Raw genomic sequence first — 21,443 nt, 5'->3', positions numbered from 1 at the left:
TTTCTTTCTGATTTTGGAATTACACTTGCGGACGCGGCCTCTTCGGGCGGCGCGCCGCATGGAGGAGGCAGCATGTACGGCGCATACGGATTGTTCATTGACGGTACCTGGTCGGGGCCTGCGCAGGGCGCTTCGGTGGAGATCACCGATCCCGGTAGCGGTGCGGTTTTGGGCAGCGTGCCCGCGGCGGGCGTCGAAGATACGGAGCGCGCAGTTTTTGTTGCGGAGCGGGCCTTCCGCAGCTGGAAGGCGACGCCGGCATGGACACGCGCCGACCTTTTGCACAAGGCCGCCGATGCCATGGCCGCCCGCTCTGCTGAGGCTACCCGCCAGATCACGCTGGAGACCGGAAAACCACTCGCCCAGTCCGGCCGCGAATGGAGCCTCGCCGTCGACCAGTTCCGCTGGTACGCCGAGGAGGCACGCCGCATCTATGGCCGCATCGTCGAAAGCCGCGCGCCGGGCGGCCGGTTGGAAGTGTCGCATGAGCCCGTCGGCGTCGTCGCCGCCTTCACCGCCTGGAACTTCCCGGCGGCGCTGATCGCCCGCAAGGTCGCCCCGGCGCTCGCCGCCGGCTGCGCCGTCATCGTCCGGCCCTCGGTCGAGGTGCCCGGCGTCGCGATGATCCTTTTCGATTGCCTGCGCGAGGCCGGCATCCCCGCCGGGGTCGCCAATCTCCTGGTCGGCCCCACAGCCACCACCTACAAGCCCATCATGGCCGCGGCGGCCGTGCGCAAGGTATCGCTGACCGGCTCCACCCGCGTCGGCCAGCAGATGATCCGCGACAGCGCCGAGACGGTGAAGCGCGTCAGCATGGAACTTGGCGGCAATGCGCCGATGATCGTCTTCGACGATGCGGATCTCGACCGCGCGCTCGATCTCGCCGTGCCGACGAAATATGCCAATGCCGGCCAGGTCTGCGTCACGCCGGACCGCTTCTATGTGCACGAGGCGCTGCACGACCGTTTCGTCGAGGGCTTTGCCGTCCGCGCCCGGGCGCTGAAGCTCGGCCACGGCCTCGACGAGGCGACACAGATGGGGCCGCTGATCAACGAGCGCCGCATTGCCGCCATCGAGGAGATCGTCGCCGATGCGCGCGATCGCGGCGGCAGGATCCTTGCCGGCGGGCGGCGCCCGGCGGAGATGAATGCCGGCTTCTTCTTCGAGCCCACGGTCATCACCGGCCTGCCGGACGATGCGAAGGCGATCGCCGAGGAGAATTTCGGCCCCATCGCCGCCATCACGCCCTTTGCCACGGCCGACGAGGTCTTCGACCGCGCCAACGCCTCCGAAATGGGCCTGTCCGCCTATGTCTTCACCCGCGATGCCGGCCGCGCCCGCGAGGCGGCAGCACGGCTGGAGGCCGGCATGGTCGGCGTCAACAGCTTTGCCCTGGCCGCGGCCGAGGCGCCCTTCGGCGGCATCAAGGCGAGCGGCATGGGCCGCGAAGGCGGCACCGAGGGCATCCTCGACTATTCCAACGTCAAGCTCGCGCAGATGACGGTCTGAGGGAGGCATCCATGATCCGGAACGGTGTCAAGCAGCGCTGGGCGGAAGGCAAGCCGGTGCTCAACGGCTGGCTTTCCATCGCCAGTTCCTTCAGCGCGGAGATCATGGCCGCGCAGGGCTATGATTCCCTCACCATCGACCTGCAGCACGGCATCGTCGGTTATGACGGCGCTGTGCCGATGCTGCAGGCCATGCGGGCAAGCGGCGTGACGCCGCTGGTGCGCGTGCCCTGGCTCGATCCGGCCGACATCATGAAGGCGCTGGATGCCGGCGCCTACGGTGTCATCTGCCCGATGATCAACACCCGCGCCGAGGCCGAGCGTCTTGTGTCCTATGTGCGCTATCCGCCGGCCGGCGTGCGCAGCTTCGGCCCGAGCCGCGCTTTGTTTTCCGCCGGCCCCGGTTATGCCGCCGAGGCCGACGGCGAGATCATCTGCCTTGCCATGATCGAGACCGCGCAGGCCTATGAGAACCTCGAGGATATCCTCGCCACGCCCGGCCTCGACGGCGTCTATATCGGCCCGGCCGACCTGACGCTCGGCCTGCAGGGCAAGCGCTACGCGCCGGGCTTCGACCGCCGCGAGCCCGAGATGATCGAGGCGATCAAGACGATCCTCCACGCCGCCCACCGGGCCGGCAAGCGGGCGGCACTGCACAACGGCACGGCGGATTATGCCGCGGAAGCCGTCGGCTGGGGTTTCGATCTCGTGACCGTCTCCAACGACGTCCGCCTGCTCGCCGGCGCCGCCGAGGCGAGCGTCAGGGCCTTCCGCGAGCGCGTGCAGCAGGTCGCTCCCGCCGACACGATCGACACGGGAGGATATTGAATGCCGAGGATCCTGGTGGCCGGCAAGATCCATGCGGACGGCCTTGCCGTGCTGAACTCCGCGCCCGGTATGGTGATCGACTATGTCGAGGAGGTTTCCGCGGCGAGCTACGAGCCGCTCCTGCCGATGGCCGATGCGCTGCTCATCCGCACCCAGCCGCTTCCTGCGGCCTTCATCGCGGGAGCGCCGCAGCTGAAGATCGTTTCCCGCCACGGCGTCGGTTACGATTCCGTCGATGTCGCGGCGCTGAACGGCCGCGGCATCCCGCTCGCCGTGGTCGGCGACGTGAATTCCCGCGCGGTGGCCGAGCACGCCGTCATGCTGATGCTCTCGGCCGCGCGGCGCACCGTGCTCTTCGACCGCAGGATGCGGCAGGGCGACTGGAACTACCGCAACAGCCTCGATGCCGACGAGCTCGACGGGCGCACGTTGCTGATCGTCGGCTTTGGCCGCATCGGCCGGCGACTGGCACAGATCGGCGCAGCGCTCGGCATGACGGTGCTCGCCTATGACAAGTACCAGGACGCCGCCGGGATCGCGGCCGCGGGCGTGATGCCGGTCGATGACCTCATGGACGGTCTGCATCGTGCCGATGTCGTGTCGCTGCATGTGCCGAAGTCCGGACCCGAGCCGCTGATCGGCGCGGCGGAACTGGCCGTGATGAAGCGCTCGGCTATTCTCGTCAACACGGCACGGGGTGGGCTGATCGACGAAAAGGCGCTGCTGGCGGCGCTGGAGGAGGGACGGCTTTCCGCGGCGGGGCTCGACGTGCTCGATTGCGAGCCGCCGGCCGGCGATGACCCGATGCTTGTCTGCGAGCGGGTGGTGCTCTCCCCGCACAATGCCGGACTTACAGAGGCTTGTGCGCGGCGCATGGCGATCGCCGCGGCGGCAAACATTCTCGATTTCTTCAAGGGGACGCTCGATCCGGCGCTCGTCGTCAACCACGCCGAGATCGCGACATACCGTCCCGCGACGATCGGGGCCTGATCATGACGCTTCTGGCTTTTCGCGATATTGCCAAATCCTACGGCACCGTACCGGTGCTGAAGGGCATCGACCTCGTCGTCGAACCGGGCGAGGTTCTGGCCCTTGTCGGGGAGAACGGCGCCGGCAAATCGACCCTCATGCGCATCGCCGCCGGCCTTGCGCCGCCCTCCTCGGGCACGATGCTGCTGGATGGTGCCCCGGCTCCGGCAAACCTCCATGCCGCCGAGCGGGCGGGCATCGTCATGGTGCACCAGGAGTTCTGCCTCGCCCCGCACCTGACGGTGGCGGAGAATGTCTTCCTCGGCCGCGAGATCACACGCGGCCTTTTCACCGATCGCAGGGCGATGGAGATGCGGGCGCGCGACCTTCTCGCGGAGCTCGGTTCTGCGGCGCCGGTGCGGGCACGGCTCAGCGACCTTCCCGTCTCCGACTGGCAGATGATCGAGCTAGCCAAGGCCTTCGCCCGCCAGCCGAAGCTCATCCTGATGGACGAGCCGACCGCCGTGCTTTCGGCGACCGAGGCCGGCAACCTCTTTGCGCGCATGCGGGCCTTCCGTGCGGCGGGCGGCTCGGTGATCTTTACCTCGCATCGCCTCGACGAGGTGAAGGCGATCGCCGACCGGGTCGCGGTGCTGCGCGATGGCCAGATCGTGCGTGTCGAACAGGCGTGCGACATTTCCGAGGATGCTATGGCCGAGGCGATGGTTGGCCGGCCGCTGGCCGAGATCTACCCGCCGCATCGTGGCACGGCGCTGCGAAAGCCGCTTCTCAGCGTGATCGGCCTCACGGCGCCCGGCGCGGTGGAAGAGGCGACGCTGGAGATCCGCGAAGGGGAGGTGCTCGGCATTTCCGGCCTTGTCGGGTCCGGCCGCACCGAGCTTTTCGAGGCACTGCTCGGCCTGCGCCCGGCGAAATGCACGTCTTTCGTGCTGCGCGGCGAAAAGCGCCGGCTGCCGGCGGCGCGCGAGGCCTGGGGGTTGAAGCTCGCCTACCTGACGGAGGACCGCAAGGGCAAGGGCCTGCTGCTCGGCAAGCCGCTGGCGGAAAACGTCGCCCTGACCAGCGGCGCGATCGCCGGCACGGCCTGGATCGACCGGTCTGCCGAGCGGCGCGATCTCAAGGCGGCCGTCGCGCGCTACGACATCCGCACCGGCCGGCTCGATGTCACGGCGAGCGCGCTCAGCGGCGGTAACCAGCAGAAGGTGCTGATCGCCAAGACGTTGGGGGCGGAACCGGACCTCGTCGTCTTCGACGAGCCGACGCGCGGCGTCGATATCGGCGCCAAGCAGCAGATCTACGAAATCATCGCGGGGCTCGCCGCCGCGGGCAAGGCGATCGTCGTCATCTCCTCGGAGATGCAGGAGATCGTCGGCCTGTCCGACCGGGTGCTCGTCATGCGGCGCGGCCGTATCGCCGGCGAGCTTTCCGGCGATGTCATCAGCGAGACCGACATTATCCGATTTGCCATGGGCCTCGAAGAAAAGGGTCCGCAGGAGGAGGCAAGCCTTTGACCGACATCACCGCCACGTCTGCCGGCAACGCAGCCGCGTCGCCGGGCCGCACCCTCGTCGGCCTGTTCGGGGCCGCCGGTCCGCTCATCGCGCTCATCCTCCTGATGCTGGTCGGCACGCTGATGAGCGACAGCTTCCTCGGCGCGGAGAACCTTTCGAACGTCTTCACCCGCAGCGCCATCATCGGCATCATCGCGGTCGGCGCCACCTTCGTCATTACGGCGGGCGGACTGGACCTGTCGGTTGGTTCTCTCTCGGCGCTCGTCGCCGGCATGACGATCATGTTCATGAATTCGGCGGCCGCCACGCTCGGCGACGGTTGGCAGCTCGCCGCCGCCGGCATCCTCTTCTCGCTGGTCATCGGTGTGGCCGCGGGCTTCATCAACGGCTTCATGATCGTGCGTGGGCGTGTCGAGGCCTTCATCGTCACGCTCGGCGCCATGGGCATCTTTCGCTCGGTCATTACCTGGCTTGCCGATGGCGGCTCCATCTCGCTCGATTTTTCGCTGCGGGATGCGGTGCGGCCGATCTACTACGGTCAGGTCCTCGGTATCGCCGTGCCGATCATCGTGCTTGCCGTCATCGCCATCCTCGGTGAACTGACGCTGCGCCGCATGCGCTTCGGTCGCCATGTCGCTGCCATTGGCTCGAACCGGCACGTCGCCTTCTATTCGGCGATCCCCGTCAGCCGCGTGCGCATCCTCACCTATGTCATTCAGGGGCTCTGCGTCGCCGTCGCCACCGTCATCTACGTGCCGCGCCTTGGCGCCGCCACGCCCTCCACCGGTCTCATGTGGGAGCTGGAGGCGATCGCCGCCGTCATCATCGGTGGCACGGCGCTCAGCGGCGGTTTCGGCCGCATCTGGGGCACCATCGTCGGTGTGCTGATCCTCGGCTTTATCAGCAACATCCTCAATCTTACCGGCTTCGTCAGCCCCTATCTCAACGGCGCCTTCCAGGGGGCGATCATCATCATCGCCGTGCTTTTGCAGCGTGACCGGGCGCAGGGCTGACGCTTCATTTCACTTCAACAGGGAGACAAGTGAATGTTCCATCGACTGAAATCCATGCTCGCCGCAGGTGCGGTGGCCGTTGCCGCCTTCACGGCGCCCGCCCTTGCCGCCGACGCCGTCATCGGCGTCTCGATCCCGGCGGCGACGCACGGCTGGACGGGCGGCCTCAACTACCACACCAAACGCACGATCGACCGGATGAAGGAAGCCTTCCCGAACATCGATTTCGTGCTGGCGACCTCCTCCAGCGCGACGCAGCAGGTCAACGACATCGAGGACCTGATGGCGCGCAACATCAACGCGCTTGTCGTGCTGCCCTTTGAATCCGACCCGCTGACCGAGCCGGTCAAGGCCGCCAAGGCCAAGGGCGTGTTCATCGCCACCGTCGACCGCGGCCTTGCGGAAGAGGGTATCGAGGATCTCTATGTCGGTGGCGACAACCCGCAATACGGCACGGCGGCCGCCGAGTACTTCAAGAAGAAGTTCCCGGACGGCGGCAAGATCGTCGTGATGCGCGGCATCCCGACGGCGATCGACAACATCCGCATCGACGCCTTCAATGCTGCGCTGAAGGATACGAAGATCGAAGTGCTCGACATGCAATATGCCAACTGGAACCCGGACAAGGGCTTCGAGGTGATGCAGGACTACCTGCAGCGCTTCCCTCAGATCGACGGCGTGTGGGCCGGTGACGACGATGCGGCGCTTGGCGCCATCGAGGCGATCAAGCAGGCCGACCGCAAGAATGTTACGGTGCTCGGCGGTTCGGGCATGAACAAGGTCATCAAGCTTGTCATGGACGGCCACGATATGGTCGATGCCGACATTTTCTACCCGCCGACGCTGATCATCCCGGCGATCGAGCTCGTCACGATGAAATACGCCACGCAGGCCCCGATCAATGGCCGCTACGTGCTCGGCAGCCCGCTGATCACCAAGGACAATGCCGCGGAATACTATTTCCCCGACGCGCCCTATTGATAGCAGGCCCGGAGCACGCCTCCCGGCCTCCCGCCATGCTCCCGGGCATGGCGGGATGTGCCGTTTCCGGGCGAGCGTTGCAGACTTCGGTTTTATGCAATACTGCAAATATGGACCGGCACCGGCTCATCCCGGATCCGAAACAGTACCATCCGGGGAGTAGGCCGTATGCCGAGGGTAAAGCAGTCCGATCAGCCGCCGCCGAAGACGGCGAACTACGAGACCTTCGTCAACATCGTCACCGAGGCCTATCCGAACCTGTCCGACCGCTTCCAGCAGGTTGCCCGCTTCATCACGCAGAACCCGAACATCGTGGCGATGCAGTCGATCAACGCCATTGCCGAACAGTGCGGCGCGCACCCTTCCATCCTCGTGCGCTTCGCCCAGCATTTCGGCTTTTCCGGCTTCAAGCAGCTCCAGTCGGTGTTCCAGAGCCGCCTGTCGACGGCCGCGCCTGGCTATCGCGAGCGCATCAGCGCGCTCGACGTCGACCTGGAAAAGACCAAGCGCAAAGGCAATCTCGGCTTCCTGCACGACCTCGTCGTGCGTGACATCGCCACCTTGCAGGAGCTCCTGAACACCACGACGGAGGAGAGCCTGTCGCAGGCGGCGCGCGCGCTGAAGAATGCCAACACGATCTTCATCGCCGGCCAGCTGCGCTCCGAGCCGATCGCCAAGTTCCTGCGCTACGTGCTCTCCATGCTGCAGTGCCGGGTTATCCTGCTCGATCCCGCCGGCGGCCTTGCGCCCGAAATGGCCAAGGTCATGGGCAAGAAGGACGTGCTGGTCGCCATCGCCTTCCGCCACTATGCCAAGGAGGTGGTGACGATCGCCGATGTCGCGGCCGAGAACGGCACGCCCATCGTCGCGATTACCGACAGCCAGCTCTCGCCGCTCGCCAAGAACGCGGCCGTGCTCTTCACCATCCCGGAAGACGAATATTCCTTCTCGCGTTCGCTTGCAGCGCCAATGTGCCTGACGCAGACCATCGCGGTGGCACTTGCGGCCCTCCTGCAGGAGGACAAGAAGGGCTCGCCCGAGATCCCGACGGTCACGGGCAGGCAGCGGCGCAAGAGCTAGAGCAATTCCAGCAAAAGTGCGTAGCGGTTTTGCGTCCGGAAATGCTCCAGCCACGGCTCTTCAGCCGGTGATCTCCTCGACCCTGATGAAGCGGCCTTCCGCCTTGGAGCGGATGGCGGCCTCGGCCAGCACCAGCGCCTTCTCGCCGTCGTCGAAGGTCACGTCCGGCGCAGCGTTGGCGGCGACGCAGTGCAGGAAGGATTTCAGGCCGATCTCGAAGGCTTCGACGTAGCGCTCGATGAAGAAGTCGAGATAGGGTTCGCCTGCGCCGGTGGCGGTCGCGGTGAAGCGCTCGACCTGGTGGGCGCGCCGGTTGCCGGAGATCAGCATGCCCTTTGCGCCGAACAGCTCGACGCGCTGGTCGTAGCCATAGGCGGCAGCGCGGGAATTGTTGATGTGGCAGAGCTTGCCGCTCGCGGTGCGCAGGATGATCATCGTGGAATCGACGTCGTCGAATTCCGTAAGCGTCGGGTCGATGAGCGTGCTGCCGGTGGCGAAGACCTCGACGGGCTCCTCGCCCAGCATGAAGCGGGCAAGGTCGAAATCGTGGATGGTCATGTCGCGGAAGATGCCGCCGGAAACCTTGAGATAGTCACGCGAGGCGAGGCCAGGATCGCGGGAGGTGATGATCACCTGCTGGAGATCGCCGATCTTGCCGGCGTGCACCGCGTCGCGCGCGGCCCGGTGGCCCGGATCGTAGCGGCGGTTGAAGCCGATCTGGACTGGCCTGTCGAAGCCGGCGATGGCCTTGCGGCAGGCGACGACACGGGCAAGCGAAAGGTCGATCGGCTTCTCGCAGAAGATCGCCTTTCCGGCCCGCGCGGAGGCCTCGATGAGGTCGGCATGGGTGGCCGTGGAGGTGGCGATCAGCACGGCGTCGGCAAGGGCGATCGCTTCGTCGGCGCTGGCGGCGACCGGGCAGCCATAAAGCCGGCCGATCTCCTCGGCGGCGGCGGTCAACGGGTCGTAGGCGGCGGCAAGCGTGGCGCCTGCGGCGCGGGCGATGGTGGCCGCGTGCATCTTGCCGATGCGCCCGCAGCCGAGCAATGCGATCCTCGTCATGGTTCCTCCTCCTGATGTGATGGGTGGATTGCAAAAAAAGTTGCATGTAATAAATTTCGTCAATATTAATTCTGAAGAGGGTTTTTGCAAGCCCGTTCCGGGCGGCCAGAATGTGGAGGAGGAGAGCATGGCGGAGTTTCCCTTGGCCGGGCGCCGTTTGCGGCTCGGCGTCATCGGCGGCGGGCAGGGCAGTTTCATCGGCAAGGTGCATGCGCGCGGCGCGCGGCTTTCGGGCCGCTGGGATGTGGTGGCCGGCGCGCTGTCGTCGCGCCCGCAGGTGGCGCAGGAATCCGGCCGCGCCTGGCTCCTTGCGGACGATCGCACCTATACGGACTACCGCGTGATGGCCGAGCGTGAGGCGGCGCGGCCGGACGGCATCGACGCCGTGGCGATCACCACGCCCAACAATTCCCACCACGCCATCGCCGTCGCCTTCCTGGAGAAGGGCATCGACGTCATCAGCGACAAGCCGCTGACGACGACGCGCGACGATGCGCTCGACCTGGTGCGCCGTCAGAAGGAGACGGGCCTCGTCTTCGGCGTCACCTATGCCTATGCCGCCTCCGCCATGGTGCGCCAGGCTCGCCAGATGATCGCGGAGGGCGCGCTCGGCAAATTGCAGCAGGTGCATGTCGAGTATTTCCAGGAATGGGCGCTGACGCCGCCGAGCGAGGCCGGCGCCGGCGCCCAGTGGCGCGTCGATCCCGCCATCGTCGGTCCCACTTTCACGACCGGCGATATCGGCACCCATTGCCACCATCTCGGCGCCTTCGTCTGCGGCCGCCCCGTCACCGCCGTCCGGGCGGAGTTCCACACGCTCGGCCCGTCGAAGGCGCTGGAGGACACGGCCTTCATGCATGTGCGCTACGAGGGCGGCATTCCCGGCACCATCATGATCTCGCAGGTCGCGCCCGGTGCTCATTGCGGCCTGCGCATCCGCGTCTTCGGCGACAAGGCGAGCCTGGAATGGAACCAGGAGGAGCCGGAGCTGCTGCATGTCCGCCGTTTCGGCGAGCCGGCCCGCGTACTGACGCGCGGCGAGGGGGCGGGCATCGGCACGCATGCGGCGCGTTTCGTCCACATGCCGCGCGGCCATCCGGAAGCGCTGAGCGACGCTTGGGGCAATCTCTACGAGGAATTCGCCATTGCCATCGAGGCGCGCCGTCTCGGCCGGACCCTGCCCGAGGGGCTGCTCGCCTATCCGACGGTGGTGGACGGCGCGCTCGGCGTGAAGTTCATCGAGGCGGCGCTGGCCTCCAGCCAGTCGGGCGGCGCCTGGGTGGGCTGCTCTTTGTCATCGTGATATGCAATAAGTATTGCAATAATTTTTAGTATGAAATAAAAGTTTCCGGACAGTGGCCGCCGCGAAAAGGCCGGCTGAGGGAGGTTTACCATGTCCATCATCCGCCTGACCATGGCGCAAGCTCTGGTGCGTTACCTGTGCAACCAGTTCACCGAGATCGACGGGGAGCGCGTACCGCTGTTTCCCGGCGTCTTCGCCATTTTCGGCCATGGCAATGTAACATGCCTTTCCGAGGCGCTGGAGGCGGTCAAGGACACGCTGCCCACCTGGCGCGGCCAGAACGAGCAGTCGATGGCGCTTGCCGCGATCGGCTTTGCCAAGGCGACGCGGCGCCGCCAGATCATGGTGGCGACCAGCTCCATCGGCCCGGGAGCGCTGAACATGGTGACGGCGGCCGGCGTGGCGCATACCAACCGCCTGCCCATCCTGCTTCTCGCCGGCGACAGCTTCGTCAACCGCCGGCCCGATCCGGTCATGCAGCAGGTCGAGCATTTCGGCAATCCGACCATCACCGTCAACGATGCCTTCAAGGCCGTGACGCGCTACTGGGACCGCATCGTCCATCCCGAGCAGATCCTCTCCTCGCTGCCGCAGGCCGTCGCCGTCATGCTGGATCCCGCCGATTGCGGCCCGGCTTTCCTGGCCCTGCCGCAGGATGTGCAGGAGATCGCCTGGGACTATCCCGAAAGCTTCTTTGCGCCGACGATCCACAAGGCGCCGCGCCCGCGGCCGGATCGTGACAGCCTTGCGGAGGCCGTGCGCGTGCTGAAGGCGGCAAAACGCCCGCTGATCATCTCCGGCGGCGGCGTGCGCTATTCCGGCGCGGAAACGGCGCTTGCCGCCTTTGCCGAAAGGCACGGCATCCCGCTCTGCGAGACCATTGCCGGCAAGGGCACGGTCACCCATGACCATCCGGCCCATGTCGGCCCGATCGGCATCGTCGGCTCCACCTCGGCCAATGCGCTGGCGGGCGAGGCCGACGTGGTGCTCGCCGTCGGCACGCGCCTCATGGATTTCACCACCGGTTCCTGGACCGCCTTCTCGCCCGATGCCCGCTTCGTCTCGATCAATGCGGCCCGCTGGGATGCCAACAAGCACCGCGCCGTCGCCGTCGTCGGCGATGCGCTGGAGACGGTCTCCGAACTGGATGCCGTGATCGGCGACTACAAGGCGGATGCCGGCTGGACGGAGAAGGGCCGGCGCGAATTCGCAAAATGGAACGCGGCGCTCGACGGCTACCAGAAGCCGACCAATGCACCGGTGCCGACCTATGCCCAGGTCGTCGGCATCGTCAATGCCAAGGCCGGGGAGCGTGACCTCCTGATCACCGCCGCCGGCGGCCTGCCGGGCGAGGTGATGAAGAACTGGCGCGTCAAGGCGCCGAACACCTTCGACTGCGAGTTCGGCTTCTCCTGCATGGGTTACGAGATCGCCGCCGGCTGGGGCGCCGCCATGGCCGATCCCACCCGCACGCCGATCGTCATGATCGGCGACGGCACCTACATGATGATGAACTCGGACATTTATTCGACCGTGCTGTCCGGCCACAAGATGATCCTCATCGTCTGCGACAACGGCGGTTATGCCGTCATCAACCGCCTGCAGAACGCCAAGGGCACGCCGGGGTTCAACAATCTCCTGAAGGATTGCCGCGTCAAGGAACCGTTCGCGGTCGATTTCGCCAAGCACGCCGAGGCGATGGGGGCTCTCACCCGCCGGGTCGAAAGCCTTGCCGATCTCGGCGACGCCGTTGAATGGGCACAGACGACCGACCGCACCACCGTCATCACCATCGTCTCCGACGCCTTCACCTGGACGCCGGGCGATGCCTGGTGGGATGTCGGCGTGCCGCAGGTGAGTGCGCGGGCAGAGGTCAATGCCGCGGCGGCCGACCAGCAGGCCGACCGCAGGAAGCAGCGCGTCGGCGTTTAACCGCTTGGCCTTCGGCAGAACTGGCCGGGCCCGGCATGCGAAAGCGTGCCGGGTCTCTTTCTTGGTGGCGCGGCGACAGGACCGCCTCTCACCGCGCCCGCATCTGAAGATGCATCATTTCCAGAAGCTTGCCGACATCCGAAGGGCTGCCGATCGCGATGATCTTCAGTGTTCCCGCCTGTGGATCGAATGCCGTCTGGAGATGCAGTGGCGGGGTGCCGGCGTTCCCGGTAAGTGCGACGGCCTGGAGAAATGTCGCCATGCGTTCCGCGGCCTCGAGCGTGATGTCGGGGATGTCCGTTATGCAGGTCGTGCGCGCGCTCCCGTCCAGTTCGCTTCCCCCGCTTGCGACGCCGGCAAGCGTGTCTAGATCGACCCGGAGGATGCGGTAGGACTTTCCGACCCGCGTTGCAGGCAGCCGCCCGTCGTGGATGTACCGCAGCACGGTTTTCGGGTGCAGGTTCAGCTGCTGCGCTGCCTGTTCGACGGTCAAAAGCTGTTGCGTCATGTGATGTGCTCTGATTTATTCCCTATTGCTCTATATAAATAGATTTTTATGGAACATTGAAGGACGTTGAGATGGTAATTCAACCGCAAGGGAATGTCGACAAGACAAGCGATGCCGCTGGTGAAATGAAAGCCCGCATGCGCGGCGATCTGCGCGCCGCCATAAAGGAGGGCCGCCCCGACGAGGCAAAACTGATCCGGACGCTCGTCGCGGCGATCGACAACGCCGAAGCGCCGCCGCTTCAGCCGGGGCACCGTGCCGCAGATCACCACAGCTTCCGCGACGGGTCGGCGGAGGTCGATCGGCTTTCCCTGAGCGCTGCGCAGGTGCGGGCGATCCTGCTGGCCGACATCGCCGAGCGCGAGCGCGCGGCCGCCGAGATGGACCGCCATCAACGGCCGGATCGCGCCGATGCCCTGCGTGCCGAAGCGCGGCTTGCAAAACGCTACATTCTGGAATGAGGCCGTAAGCAGCCGGCTGATTCCGCGCCGGTCTCCACCCTTGCAAGGTCAGTTGCCCGGGTCTATCGACGATCCGATGAAAACCGTCGTCCATGAGGACTGCCATGCATGAGATTCGGAAAATCGAGGCGGCTGACAAAATCGGCTTCTACCGCGAGCTGCTCGCCCAGGCCGAAGGCTTGCTGCATGGCGAGCGCGATGCCATCGCCAACGCGGCGAACCTCTCCGCACTGATCTTCGGCGCGGTCGCCGATCTCAACTGGGCGGGCTTCTACTTCCTGAAAACGCCGCAGGAACTGGTGCTCGGGCCGTTCCAGGGCAAGGTCGCCTGTGTGCGCATCCCTGTCGGCAAGGGCGTCTGCGGCAGCGCGGTGGCCGAGTGCAAAAGCCAGCTCGTGCCGGATGTGCACGCCTTTCCAGGGCATATTGCCTGCGATGCCGCCTCGCGCTCGGAACTCGTCACGCCGCTCGTCCGCGACGGCGTCGTGTTTGGTGTTCTCGATCTCGACAGCCCGCTGCCCGGCCGGTTTACGGCGGAGGACCAGGCCGGCTTCGAAGCGCTCGCCGCACTCTACGTCTTGGCGAGCGATCTCTGAAACGGCAGGCGCCCGGCTTTCACCGGGCGTTTTTTGTTTGTGGCAGCAGAGGGGAGGCCTTAAGCCGCCTTCTTGCCGGCGTCGAACGGGATCTCGATGTCGACGGCAAGCGTCGAAACCTGCGCGCCGCGCTCCATCTTGATCGAGACCTTCTCGTCATCAACCTGCATGTGCTTGGAAATTGCCTTCAGGATCTCGTCGCGCAGCTTGTTGACGAGGTCCACGTCACCGGTGGCGGCCCGCTCATGGGCGAGCAGCACCTGCAGTCGCTCGCGCGCTGCCGGCGCCGACTGGGCGCGGGAGAAGAAACGGAACAGATTCATGCCGCCTTCCTTCCGAAAATCTTGCCGAGGAAGCTGCGCTTGTCGCCGGGGATCGTGACCGGCAGGGTCTCGCCCTTGAGACGACGGACAGCTTCGAAATAGGCGAGTGCCGGAGCCGAGCGTCCGTCGGCGAGCGTCACCGGAGCCCCGACGTTCGAGGCGCGCAGCACGTCCATGCTCTCGGGGATGATGCCGAGCAGCGGGATGGAGAGGATTTCCAGGACGTCGTCGACCTTCAGCATGTCGCCGCGCTCGGCGCGCACGGCGTCGTAGCGCGTCAAAAGCAGGTGCTTTTCGACGCGCTCGCCGTTCTCCGCCCTCAGCGTCTTGGAATCGAGCAGACCGATGATGCGGTCCGAATCGCGTACGGACGAGACTTCCGGATTGGTGACGACGATCGCCACGTCGGCGTGGCGCATGGCAAGGGTCGCGCCGCGTTCGATGCCGGCCGGGCTGTCGCAGATCACCCAGTCGAAGGCGTTCTTCAGGGCGGCGATGACCTGCTCGACACCCTCGGGCGTGAGATTGTCCTTGTCGCGGGTCTGGGACGCCGGCAGCAGGTAGAGTGTCTCGACGCGCTTGTCGCGGATCAGCGCCTGCGTCAGCTTGGCTTCGCCCTGGATGACGTTGACGAGGTCATAGACGACGCGGCGTTCCGCACCCATGACGAGGTCGAGATTGCGCAGGCCGACGTCAAAATCCACGACCACGACCTTCTCGCCGTTTTGCGCCAGCGCGGCGCCGAGCGCGGCAGACGACGTCGTCTTGCCGACGCCGCCCTTGCCCGATGTGACCACGATTACCTTGCCCATTGACCTCTCCGTTGTTTGAACCGTCCTCGGTTCAGCCGAGTGTTGCTGCCTTGATTGCTTCGCCTTCCAGCCAGATCTGCACGGGTTTGCCGCGCAGGTCCGGTTCCATGTCGTCGGCGGTCTTGTAGAAGCCGTCGATGGCGATCAGTTCTGCTTCGAGCTTGCGGCAGAAGATGCGCGCAGAAGCATTGCCCATTGTGCCGGCCATGGCCCGGCCGCGCAGCGGGCCATAGACGTGGATCGAGCCGCCGGCGACGATTTCCGCGCCTGATGCGACCGAGCCGATGATGGTGACATCGCCTTCGGGAAAGAAAATGGACTGGCCCGAGCGGATAGGGCGGGCGACGACCATCGAGGGCACCGCCTGCATCGGCGGCGGGCTTGCGGGCACCACGACCGATTCGGCGGGCTGTTCCGCCTTTTCCGTCTTCTTTGCCTTGCCGGCCTTTTCCGTACGTTCCTCCGCAACCGGCGCCTCGATGTCGCCGGCCGGGCGGCCGTCGGTCATGGCCGGCGGCATGTCTGCGCCGAGCAGCGAGGACCGCGCGCCCTCGATGCCCATGACGCGCACGTTGCGGGCGTTCAGCTGGCTGACGAGTTCGCGAAGCTCCGCCTTCTCGATATCCAGCCCATCGACATCCAGCACCACCGGACGCCGCAGGAAGAAGCCGGCGGACCGCGCTGCCAGATCGTCAAGCCGCACCAGCCAGTCCTCGAAGGGCAGCTCCGGGGTCAGCGCAAGCGCAAGGAAAGAGCGCCCCTTGAGGCGGATCGGCCGTGGTTGGGTTAACACGTCAGTCATCTTCGTTAATTTTCGGTTGCTTCGGTGTACCGATGGAATGGTTAACAAAAGGTTAATTTGCAGGTTTGGCTGGCGCGAGGCATGCGCCCTGAGGCGCCCGTGCAACGGTTCGCGTGAAGCGGGAAAAGTTAGGGTTTTCGCGTGCGGCTGTCGCGGCAAACACAAAAAAGCCCGCCGGCGCACGATGCGACCGGCGGGCAGGCTTGGGGGAGCGTTGATCGGGCGTCAGGCAGCCATGCTGTCCTGAACGAAATGCCCCGGTGAGACCTCGCGGTAGGTGCGCTTGGGCGGCACATAGCCGTGCGGGCGCAGTGGGCTCTTGATCTCCTCGTTGAGCGGCGGGTTCAACTGGCCGCGCCGGGCAGGGTCGGGGATCGGCACGGCGGAGATGAGGCGGCGTGTATAGGCGTGCTGCGGATTGTCGAAGATTGCCGCCCGTGGGCCGATCTCGACGATCTCGCCGAGGAACATCACGGCGACGCGATGGCTGACACGCTCCACCACCGCCATGTCGTGCGAGATGAAGAGATAGGCGAGGCGGTGCTGTTCCTGCAGATCCAGCAGGAGGTTCGAAACCTGCGCCTTCACCGACACGTCGAGCGCCGAGACCGCTTCGTCGGCGACGATGAGCTTCGGCTGCAGCGCGATCGCCCGGGCAATCGAGATGCGCTGGCGCTGGCCGCCGGAAAATTCGTGTGGATGCCGGTCGGCCATCGCTGCGGAGAGGCCGACCTGCTGCAGGAGTTCGGCCACCCTGTCCTTCGCCTCGCGCCGCCCCATCAGGCCATGCGCGAGCATGGGTTCGGCAATCGCCGAGCCGATGGTGATGCGCGGGTTGAGCGAGGCGAACGGATCCTGGAAGATCATCTGCGAGGTGCGGCGCATGGCGCGCAGCGAACCGGCGCTCGCCTTCGTCACATCCTGCCCGTCGACCGTGATCGAACCGGCGCTCGGATCGACGAGGCGCATGATGGCCCGGCCGGTGGTGGATTTGCCGCAGCCCGATTCGCCGACCAGCGCCAGCGTCTCGCCGGGCTTCAGGTCGAAGGAGACGCCTTCGACCGCATGGATCTGCCCCTGCGGCAGCGCGAAGCGGACCGCGAGTTTTTCCACCTTCAGGATCGGCTGCACGCCATCGGGAACGGGCGACGTCACGCCGCCGTCGCTGGCCTCGCCGGTGGCGGGATCGACATTCGGGAAGCGGCGGGGTGCAGCAGCGTCGCCCATCGTACCGAGGCGCGGGATGGAGGCGAGCAGCGCCCTGGTATAGATCGCCTTGGGCGCCGCGAAGATTTGCGGCGTCGGGCCGGTCTCGACCATGTCGCCGCGGAACATCACGAGGGTGCGGTCCGCCACCTCGGCGACCACGCCCATGTCATGGGTGATGAAGAGCACGCCCATGTTCTCCTCGCGCTGCAATTCGCGCAGCAGATGGAGGATTTCGGCCTGCACGGTCACGTCGAGCGCGGTCGTCGGCTCGTCGGCGATAAGCAGTTTCGGGCGGCAGGCGAGTGCCATGGCGATCATCACGCGCTGGCGCATGCCGCCGGAGAACTTGTGCGGATATTCGTTGAGACGGCTTTTCGCGGCGGGGATGCGCACGCGCTCCATCAGCCGCAGCGCTTCGGCCTCCGCGGCGCTCCATGACAGGTCCCGGTGCAGCACCAGGGCCTCGGCAACCTGGTTGCCGATGGTGAAGACCGGATTGAGCGAGGTCATCGGCTCCTGGAAGATCATACCGATCGTGCCGCCGCGCACCGAGCGCATCTCCGCTTCGCTCACCTTCAGGAGATCGCGTCCTTCGAGCAGGATGCGGCCTTCGCAGCGCGCCCGGCCTGCCGGCAGGAGGCGCATGGTGGACAGTGCGGTGACGCTTTTGCCCGAGCCCGATTCGCCGACGATGGCGACGGTCTCGCCGGCATTCACCTCGACGCTGATGTCGCGGATGACGGCGCGCCACCCTTCGGCAGTCTTGAAGGAGGTCGTCAGGTTCTCGACCGAGAGCACCGGCCGGTTCGTGGGAGCGGTCATGGTCAGCTTTCCTTCGCAAGGCGCGGATCGACGAGATCGCGCAGCCCGTCGCCGAGCAATTGCAGGGCAAGGACCGAGAAGACGATGGCAAGGCCCGGAAACACCATCAGCCAGGGGGCGTTGTTCATGTATTCGCGGCCGGAGGCGAGCATGGTGCCCCAGGTCGGCATATCGGTGGAAACCCCGACGCCGAGGAAGGACAGGCTTGCTTCCGCGAGCATCGCCGAGGCGAAGACGAAGGTCGCCTGCACGAGGATGGGCGAGGCGAGGTTGAGCAGCACATGGCGCGTCAGGATCTGCCAGGTCGGCAGGCCCATGGCGACGGCGGCCTCGATGTAGGGCAGCTCGCGCAGCACCAGTGTCGAGCCGCGCACGATACGGGCAAGGCGCGGCGCATAGGTGATGCCGAGCGCCAGGATGACCGTGGTGAGCGACGGCCCGAGCGCAGCGACCAGCGCGATGGCGAGCAGGATGTCCGGGAAGGACATCATGGCATCGAGCAGCCGGGAGATCGGCGCGTCGAGCTTGCGGAAGAAACCGGCTGCGACCCCCATGATGACGCCGAGCACCGTGGAGATGCAGACGACGCCGAGGCTGACGAGCAGCGAGATGCGTCCCGCATAGATGGCGCGGGAAAAGATGTCGCGGCCGAATTCGTCGGTGCCGAAGACATGGGCGAGGGACGGCGGCTTCAGCTTGTTGACGATCGACAGCTTGTTCGGCGCATAGGGCGCGACCCACGGGGCGAGGATCGCCGCCACGAGTACGATGGCAAGGATGATCGCGCCGATGAGGATGGCCTTGTTGCGGAAGAGCCGCCGCAGGCTGGAGACGAGCGGCATGGAGAGGGAGGCGGTCATCATAGGCGCACCCGCGGATCGACGAGGATGTAGAGCATGTCGACGATGAAGTTGATGAGCACATAGATCGCCGCGACGACGAGCAGCGTACCCTGAATGACGGGATAGTCGCGGCGCAGCACGGCCGAGACCACGAGATTGCCGACGCCCGGCAGGCCGAAGACCGTTTCCGTCACCACCGCGCCGGCGACCAGCATGGCGATAGAGAGGCCGATCACGGTGATGATCGGGATCAAGGCGTTCTTCAGGGCATGCTTGAGGATGACGCGCCGCTCGCTCGCCCCCTTGGCACGGGCGGTGCGCACATAGTCGTCACCCAGAACGTCCAGCATGGCGGCACGGGTGAAGCGGGTGATCAGTGCCGAATTGACGATGCCGAGCGCCACGGCAGGCAGCACGAGATGGTGCAGCCGCTCGAGGAAGGCCGTGTCCGGCCCGCCGTAGCCGGAGGCCGGGAACCAGCCCTGGCCGACGGCGAAGACCTGGATGAGCATGAGGCCGAGCCAGAAGCTCGGCACGCTTGCCGCCACCATGGTCAGCGTCACGACGACCTGGTCGAACAGCGTGCCCCGCTTGACGGCCGAGAGGATGCCGACCGGCAACGCGATCGCAACCGCGATCAGGATCGAGAACAGCGTGAGGAAGAAGGTCGGCTCCGCCCGTGCGGCAAGCGCCGAGGTCACCGTCTGGTTGAGGAAGATCGACTGGCCGAGATCGCCCTTCAATATGCCGAGCACGAACTGGCCATACTGGGTGATCAGCGGCGCATCGAGCCCCATTTTCGTGCGCAGTTCGGCGATGTCCTGCGGGGTCGCATCCGACCCCAGCATCACGGCGGCGGGATCGCCCGGTGTCACGCGGACGATGACGAAAACCACCGTCACGACGAGGGCGAGCACGATGGCCATGCCCCCCAGCCGGTTCAACAGTGCCCGGACGATCCTTGCCATGATTTCCCCCTTACTTCTTGGGCGTTACGTTCCAGAAATGCGGCCAGTAGGTCGGCTTGTAGTCGGAAATACCGGCGCCGACGCCCGTGACCGCGTTGAAGTTGCCCACCTTGAAGAGCGGCGCATCGTCGTAGATCACGGTCTGGATGCCTTCCCAGGCCGTCTGCTTGTCCGTGTCGGACACGGCGTTCATGTAGGTGGCGACGGCCGACGCCTTCTGCTCGGAAACATACCAGCCCGGATAGGTGTCGGTGATCGTGTTGATCGTCGTCGGGTCACCCGGGAAGTTGGAATGGGTGATGAAGATGTCCCATTCCTTCGGGTCGGCGCGGCGGGTCGTCAGGGTCGCCCAGTCCACCACCTGCAGGTCGACCTTGAAGCCGGCGGCTTCGAGATAGGCCTTGGCGACCTCGCCGATCTTGTAGTGGAACTCGTACTGGCGGCTGGTCATCAGGCGCAGCGGCGTGCCGTCATAGCCGGCATCCGCAAGCAGCTTGCCGGCCTCTTCCGGATCGCCCTCGCCGTAGCGCGCAACGCCCGCCTCGGTGTACCAGAGCGAACCCTTCGGGAAGATCGAGGCATCGACGCTGAAGAAGCGCTCGTCGGAGAAGGCGGCGAGCATCATGTCGTTCGGGTTGAGCGCGGCCTGCACGGCCTGGCGCAGCTCCTTCTTGATGAGCAGGCCTTCCTTCATGTTCATGTTGAGCGAGGCCCAGCCGGTGTTCTCGTAGATCACGGCCTTCGCCTTGCCGCTCGCCTCGACGCGCTCATAGGCGCTGACCGGCAGGGAATCGGCAAAGTCGAACTGTCCGGAAATCAGGCCCTCGACGCGGGTGTTTGCGTCGGGAACCGGCACGAAGCGGATCTCCTTGGCGATCGCCACGCGCCTGCCGGCATAGTTGCTCGGCTCGCCCTCGGGCGAGGTGTAGCCGTCGAAGCGGACGAGCTGGGTATACTGGTCGGGCTTGCGCTCCTTCAGGGCATAGGGGCCGGTGCCGACGAATTCGGTCAGCGTGTCGGCGATCTTCTCGGAGGGCATGATGACGGAAGCCTGCGAGAAGGTGGCGAGCAGCGGCGCGTAGCGCGACTTCAGCTTGACGACGACGGTGTTCGGGCCGTCTTCGGACAGGCTTTCCACCACTTCGGCGACCTGCTTGCCCTTGGAGTTGACGGCCATCCAGCGCGTCAGCGAGGCGGTGACGTCCTTGGCATCGAGATCGCTGCCGTCGTGGAACTTGACGCCCTGGCGCAGAGGAATGCGATAGGTCAGGCCATCCTCGGAAATCTCGGGCATGGCGAGCGCCAGCAGCGGCACGGAACGCCACTCGTTGTCATAGGTGTAGAGCGTCTCGAAAATGTGCTGGTCGATGGTCAGCACGATGTCGGTCGCGGTCTGCATGACGTCGAGCGTCGGCGGCTCGCCGATGGTCGCGACGGTGAGGACGCCATCCGTCGTCTGGGCGATGGCCAGGCTGCTCGTGCTGGCGAGTGCCGCGGCCAAGGTTATCATGACAAATGCATTTTTCATCTTATATCCCTCTGATTTTACAAGGTTCGTGTCCGCGCCGGCTCCCGTCCGGCGGGTGGTTCAGTTTTCAAGCCCGAGCGGATCGTTGACGCGTGGCCAGATATTTAGGCTGGCTTTTTTGTAGGGTGTCGTTGCGGGATCGGTCGGGTAGGAGGTGGGTGCGGCGACATAGACGATCTGGGAGGAGACCGGCTGGAAGCCTGCGTGGAAATGGTTGGTGGACTTGACCAGGAGGAAGGCTTTCCGGGTGAAGTCGATGCCCTGGTTGGCGAAGATGTCGGGCTCGTAGGTCTGGGTGCGGCTGGTGATCAGCACGATGTCGATCGTCGAGCCGCGCGGGCGCACGACGGCGGCAGGGCCGAGC

Annotated in this window: 21 protein-coding genes; 11 read left to right on the top strand and 10 right to left on the bottom strand. The window is 65.8% G+C overall.

The genetic code is table 11. The features are described from left to right. Window positions 1-72 precede the first annotated feature (72 nt). The 7 genes from P9A16_RS33635 (at window position 73) to P9A16_RS33605 (ending at window position 7,911) form a co-directional block, all read left to right on the top strand. Complete coding sequence (locus P9A16_RS33635) at window positions 73-1,509, top strand: NAD-dependent succinate-semialdehyde dehydrogenase (protein WP_024269942.1); 1,437 nt, start codon at window positions 73-75, stop codon at window positions 1,507-1,509. 11 nt (window positions 1,510-1,520) lie between these two features. Then, window positions 1,521-2,336 carry an HpcH/HpaI aldolase family protein gene (locus tag P9A16_RS33630; protein ID WP_023516481.1) on the top strand — a complete coding sequence of 272 codons (816 nt, stop codon included), beginning with the start codon at window positions 1,521-1,523 and terminating at the stop codon, window positions 2,334-2,336. Beyond that, the gene (locus tag P9A16_RS33625; RefSeq protein ID WP_023516482.1) at window positions 2,337-3,326 is read left to right on the top strand and encodes a hydroxyacid dehydrogenase; all 990 of its coding nucleotides are present in this window, start codon (window positions 2,337-2,339) and stop codon (window positions 3,324-3,326) included. It begins immediately after the preceding gene. 2 nt (window positions 3,327-3,328) lie between these two features. Next, window positions 3,329-4,837 carry a sugar ABC transporter ATP-binding protein gene (locus P9A16_RS33620; RefSeq protein WP_023516483.1) on the top strand — a complete coding sequence of 503 codons (1,509 nt, stop codon included), beginning with the start codon at window positions 3,329-3,331 and terminating at the stop codon, window positions 4,835-4,837. 5 nt (window positions 4,838-4,842) lie between these two features. After that, on the top strand, window positions 4,843-5,850 hold the full coding sequence (locus P9A16_RS33615) for an ABC transporter permease (RefSeq protein WP_037404929.1): 1,008 nt from the start codon (window positions 4,843-4,845) through the stop codon (window positions 5,848-5,850). Between the two features lie 33 nt (window positions 5,851-5,883). Beyond that, complete coding sequence (locus P9A16_RS33610; RefSeq protein WP_023516485.1) at window positions 5,884-6,831, top strand: substrate-binding domain-containing protein; 948 nt, start codon at window positions 5,884-5,886, stop codon at window positions 6,829-6,831. 168 nt (window positions 6,832-6,999) lie between these two features. Beyond that, window positions 7,000-7,911 carry a MurR/RpiR family transcriptional regulator gene (locus P9A16_RS33605; RefSeq protein ID WP_023516486.1) on the top strand — a complete coding sequence of 304 codons (912 nt, stop codon included), beginning with the start codon at window positions 7,000-7,002 and terminating at the stop codon, window positions 7,909-7,911. Window positions 7,912-7,971: 60 nt separating this feature from the next. Here the strand turns inward: P9A16_RS33605 and iolG are convergent, their stop codons facing one another. Beyond that, window positions 7,972-8,973, bottom strand: coding sequence for an inositol 2-dehydrogenase (iolG, locus tag P9A16_RS33600; protein ID WP_278026462.1), 1,002 nt, complete (start codon window positions 8,971-8,973; stop codon window positions 7,972-7,974). A gap of 127 nt (window positions 8,974-9,100) precedes the next feature. Here iolG and P9A16_RS33595 point away from each other — a divergent pair, with 127 nt between their 5' ends. Both P9A16_RS33595 and iolD read left to right on the top strand, forming a co-directional pair. Next, entirely contained in the window at window positions 9,101-10,276 is a 1,176-nt protein-coding gene (locus P9A16_RS33595; protein ID WP_278026461.1) for a Gfo/Idh/MocA family protein, read from the top strand. 90 nt (window positions 10,277-10,366) lie between these two features. Next, complete coding sequence (gene iolD / locus P9A16_RS33590) at window positions 10,367-12,208, top strand: 3D-(3,5/4)-trihydroxycyclohexane-1,2-dione acylhydrolase (decyclizing) (RefSeq protein WP_278026460.1); 1,842 nt, start codon at window positions 10,367-10,369, stop codon at window positions 12,206-12,208. 88 nt (window positions 12,209-12,296) lie between these two features. Here iolD and P9A16_RS33585 read toward each other — a convergent pair whose 3' ends face one another. Continuing rightward, window positions 12,297-12,716, bottom strand: a complete 420-nt coding sequence (locus P9A16_RS33585; protein WP_130520824.1) for a helix-turn-helix domain-containing protein — start codon at window positions 12,714-12,716, stop codon at window positions 12,297-12,299. Window positions 12,717-12,853: 137 nt separating this feature from the next. Here P9A16_RS33585 and P9A16_RS33580 point away from each other — a divergent pair, with 137 nt between their 5' ends. Both P9A16_RS33580 and P9A16_RS33575 read left to right on the top strand, forming a co-directional pair. After that, on the top strand, window positions 12,854-13,177 hold the full coding sequence (locus P9A16_RS33580) for a hypothetical protein (RefSeq protein WP_278026459.1): 324 nt from the start codon (window positions 12,854-12,856) through the stop codon (window positions 13,175-13,177). A 104-nt stretch (window positions 13,178-13,281) separates the two neighbouring features. Continuing rightward, the gene (locus P9A16_RS33575) at window positions 13,282-13,773 is read left to right on the top strand and encodes a GAF domain-containing protein (RefSeq protein WP_272788815.1); all 492 of its coding nucleotides are present in this window, start codon (window positions 13,282-13,284) and stop codon (window positions 13,771-13,773) included. A 59-nt stretch (window positions 13,774-13,832) separates the two neighbouring features. On the opposite strand, the gene minE is transcribed toward P9A16_RS33575, so the two are convergent. The 8 genes from minE to P9A16_RS33535 form a co-directional block, all read right to left on the bottom strand. Beyond that, window positions 13,833-14,096 carry a cell division topological specificity factor MinE gene (gene minE / locus P9A16_RS33570; RefSeq protein ID WP_023516257.1) on the bottom strand — a complete coding sequence of 88 codons (264 nt, stop codon included), beginning with the start codon at window positions 14,094-14,096 and terminating at the stop codon, window positions 13,833-13,835. Next, a complete protein-coding gene (gene minD / locus P9A16_RS33565) occupies window positions 14,093-14,908 on the bottom strand; it encodes a septum site-determining protein MinD (RefSeq protein ID WP_023516256.1) in 816 nt (271 codons plus the stop codon). Before minD ends, minE begins: the two co-directional genes overlap by 4 nt. Window positions 14,909-14,939: 31 nt before the next feature. Then, window positions 14,940-15,710, bottom strand: a complete 771-nt coding sequence (minC, locus tag P9A16_RS33560) for a septum site-determining protein MinC (protein WP_278026458.1) — start codon at window positions 15,708-15,710, stop codon at window positions 14,940-14,942. Window positions 15,711-15,935: 225 nt separating this feature from the next. Beyond that, window positions 15,936-17,741: an ABC transporter ATP-binding protein gene (locus P9A16_RS33555; protein WP_278026457.1), complete on the bottom strand. Its 1,806-nt coding sequence runs from the start codon at window positions 17,739-17,741 to the stop codon at window positions 15,936-15,938. Between the two features lie 2 nt (window positions 17,742-17,743). Next, complete coding sequence (locus P9A16_RS33550) at window positions 17,744-18,604, bottom strand: ABC transporter permease (RefSeq protein ID WP_023516253.1); 861 nt, start codon at window positions 18,602-18,604, stop codon at window positions 17,744-17,746. Beyond that, window positions 18,601-19,542: an ABC transporter permease gene (locus P9A16_RS33545; RefSeq protein ID WP_278026464.1), complete on the bottom strand. Its 942-nt coding sequence runs from the start codon at window positions 19,540-19,542 to the stop codon at window positions 18,601-18,603. Before P9A16_RS33545 ends, P9A16_RS33550 begins: the two co-directional genes overlap by 4 nt. 19 nt (window positions 19,543-19,561) lie before the next feature. Continuing rightward, the gene (locus P9A16_RS33540) at window positions 19,562-21,079 is read right to left on the bottom strand and encodes an ABC transporter substrate-binding protein (RefSeq protein ID WP_023516251.1); all 1,518 of its coding nucleotides are present in this window, start codon (window positions 21,077-21,079) and stop codon (window positions 19,562-19,564) included. 60 nt (window positions 21,080-21,139) lie between these two features. Next, the coding region (locus P9A16_RS33535) for an MlrC C-terminal domain-containing protein (protein WP_278026456.1) at window positions 21,140-21,443 on the bottom strand (304 nt) is incomplete at its 5' end.

The organism is Shinella sp. 838 (assembly GCF_029623935.1).
Classification (GTDB): Bacteria; Pseudomonadota; Alphaproteobacteria; order Rhizobiales; family Rhizobiaceae; genus Shinella.
Note: the sequence above shows the minus strand (reverse complement) of the source record. Positions and strands in the feature narration are given on the sequence as shown.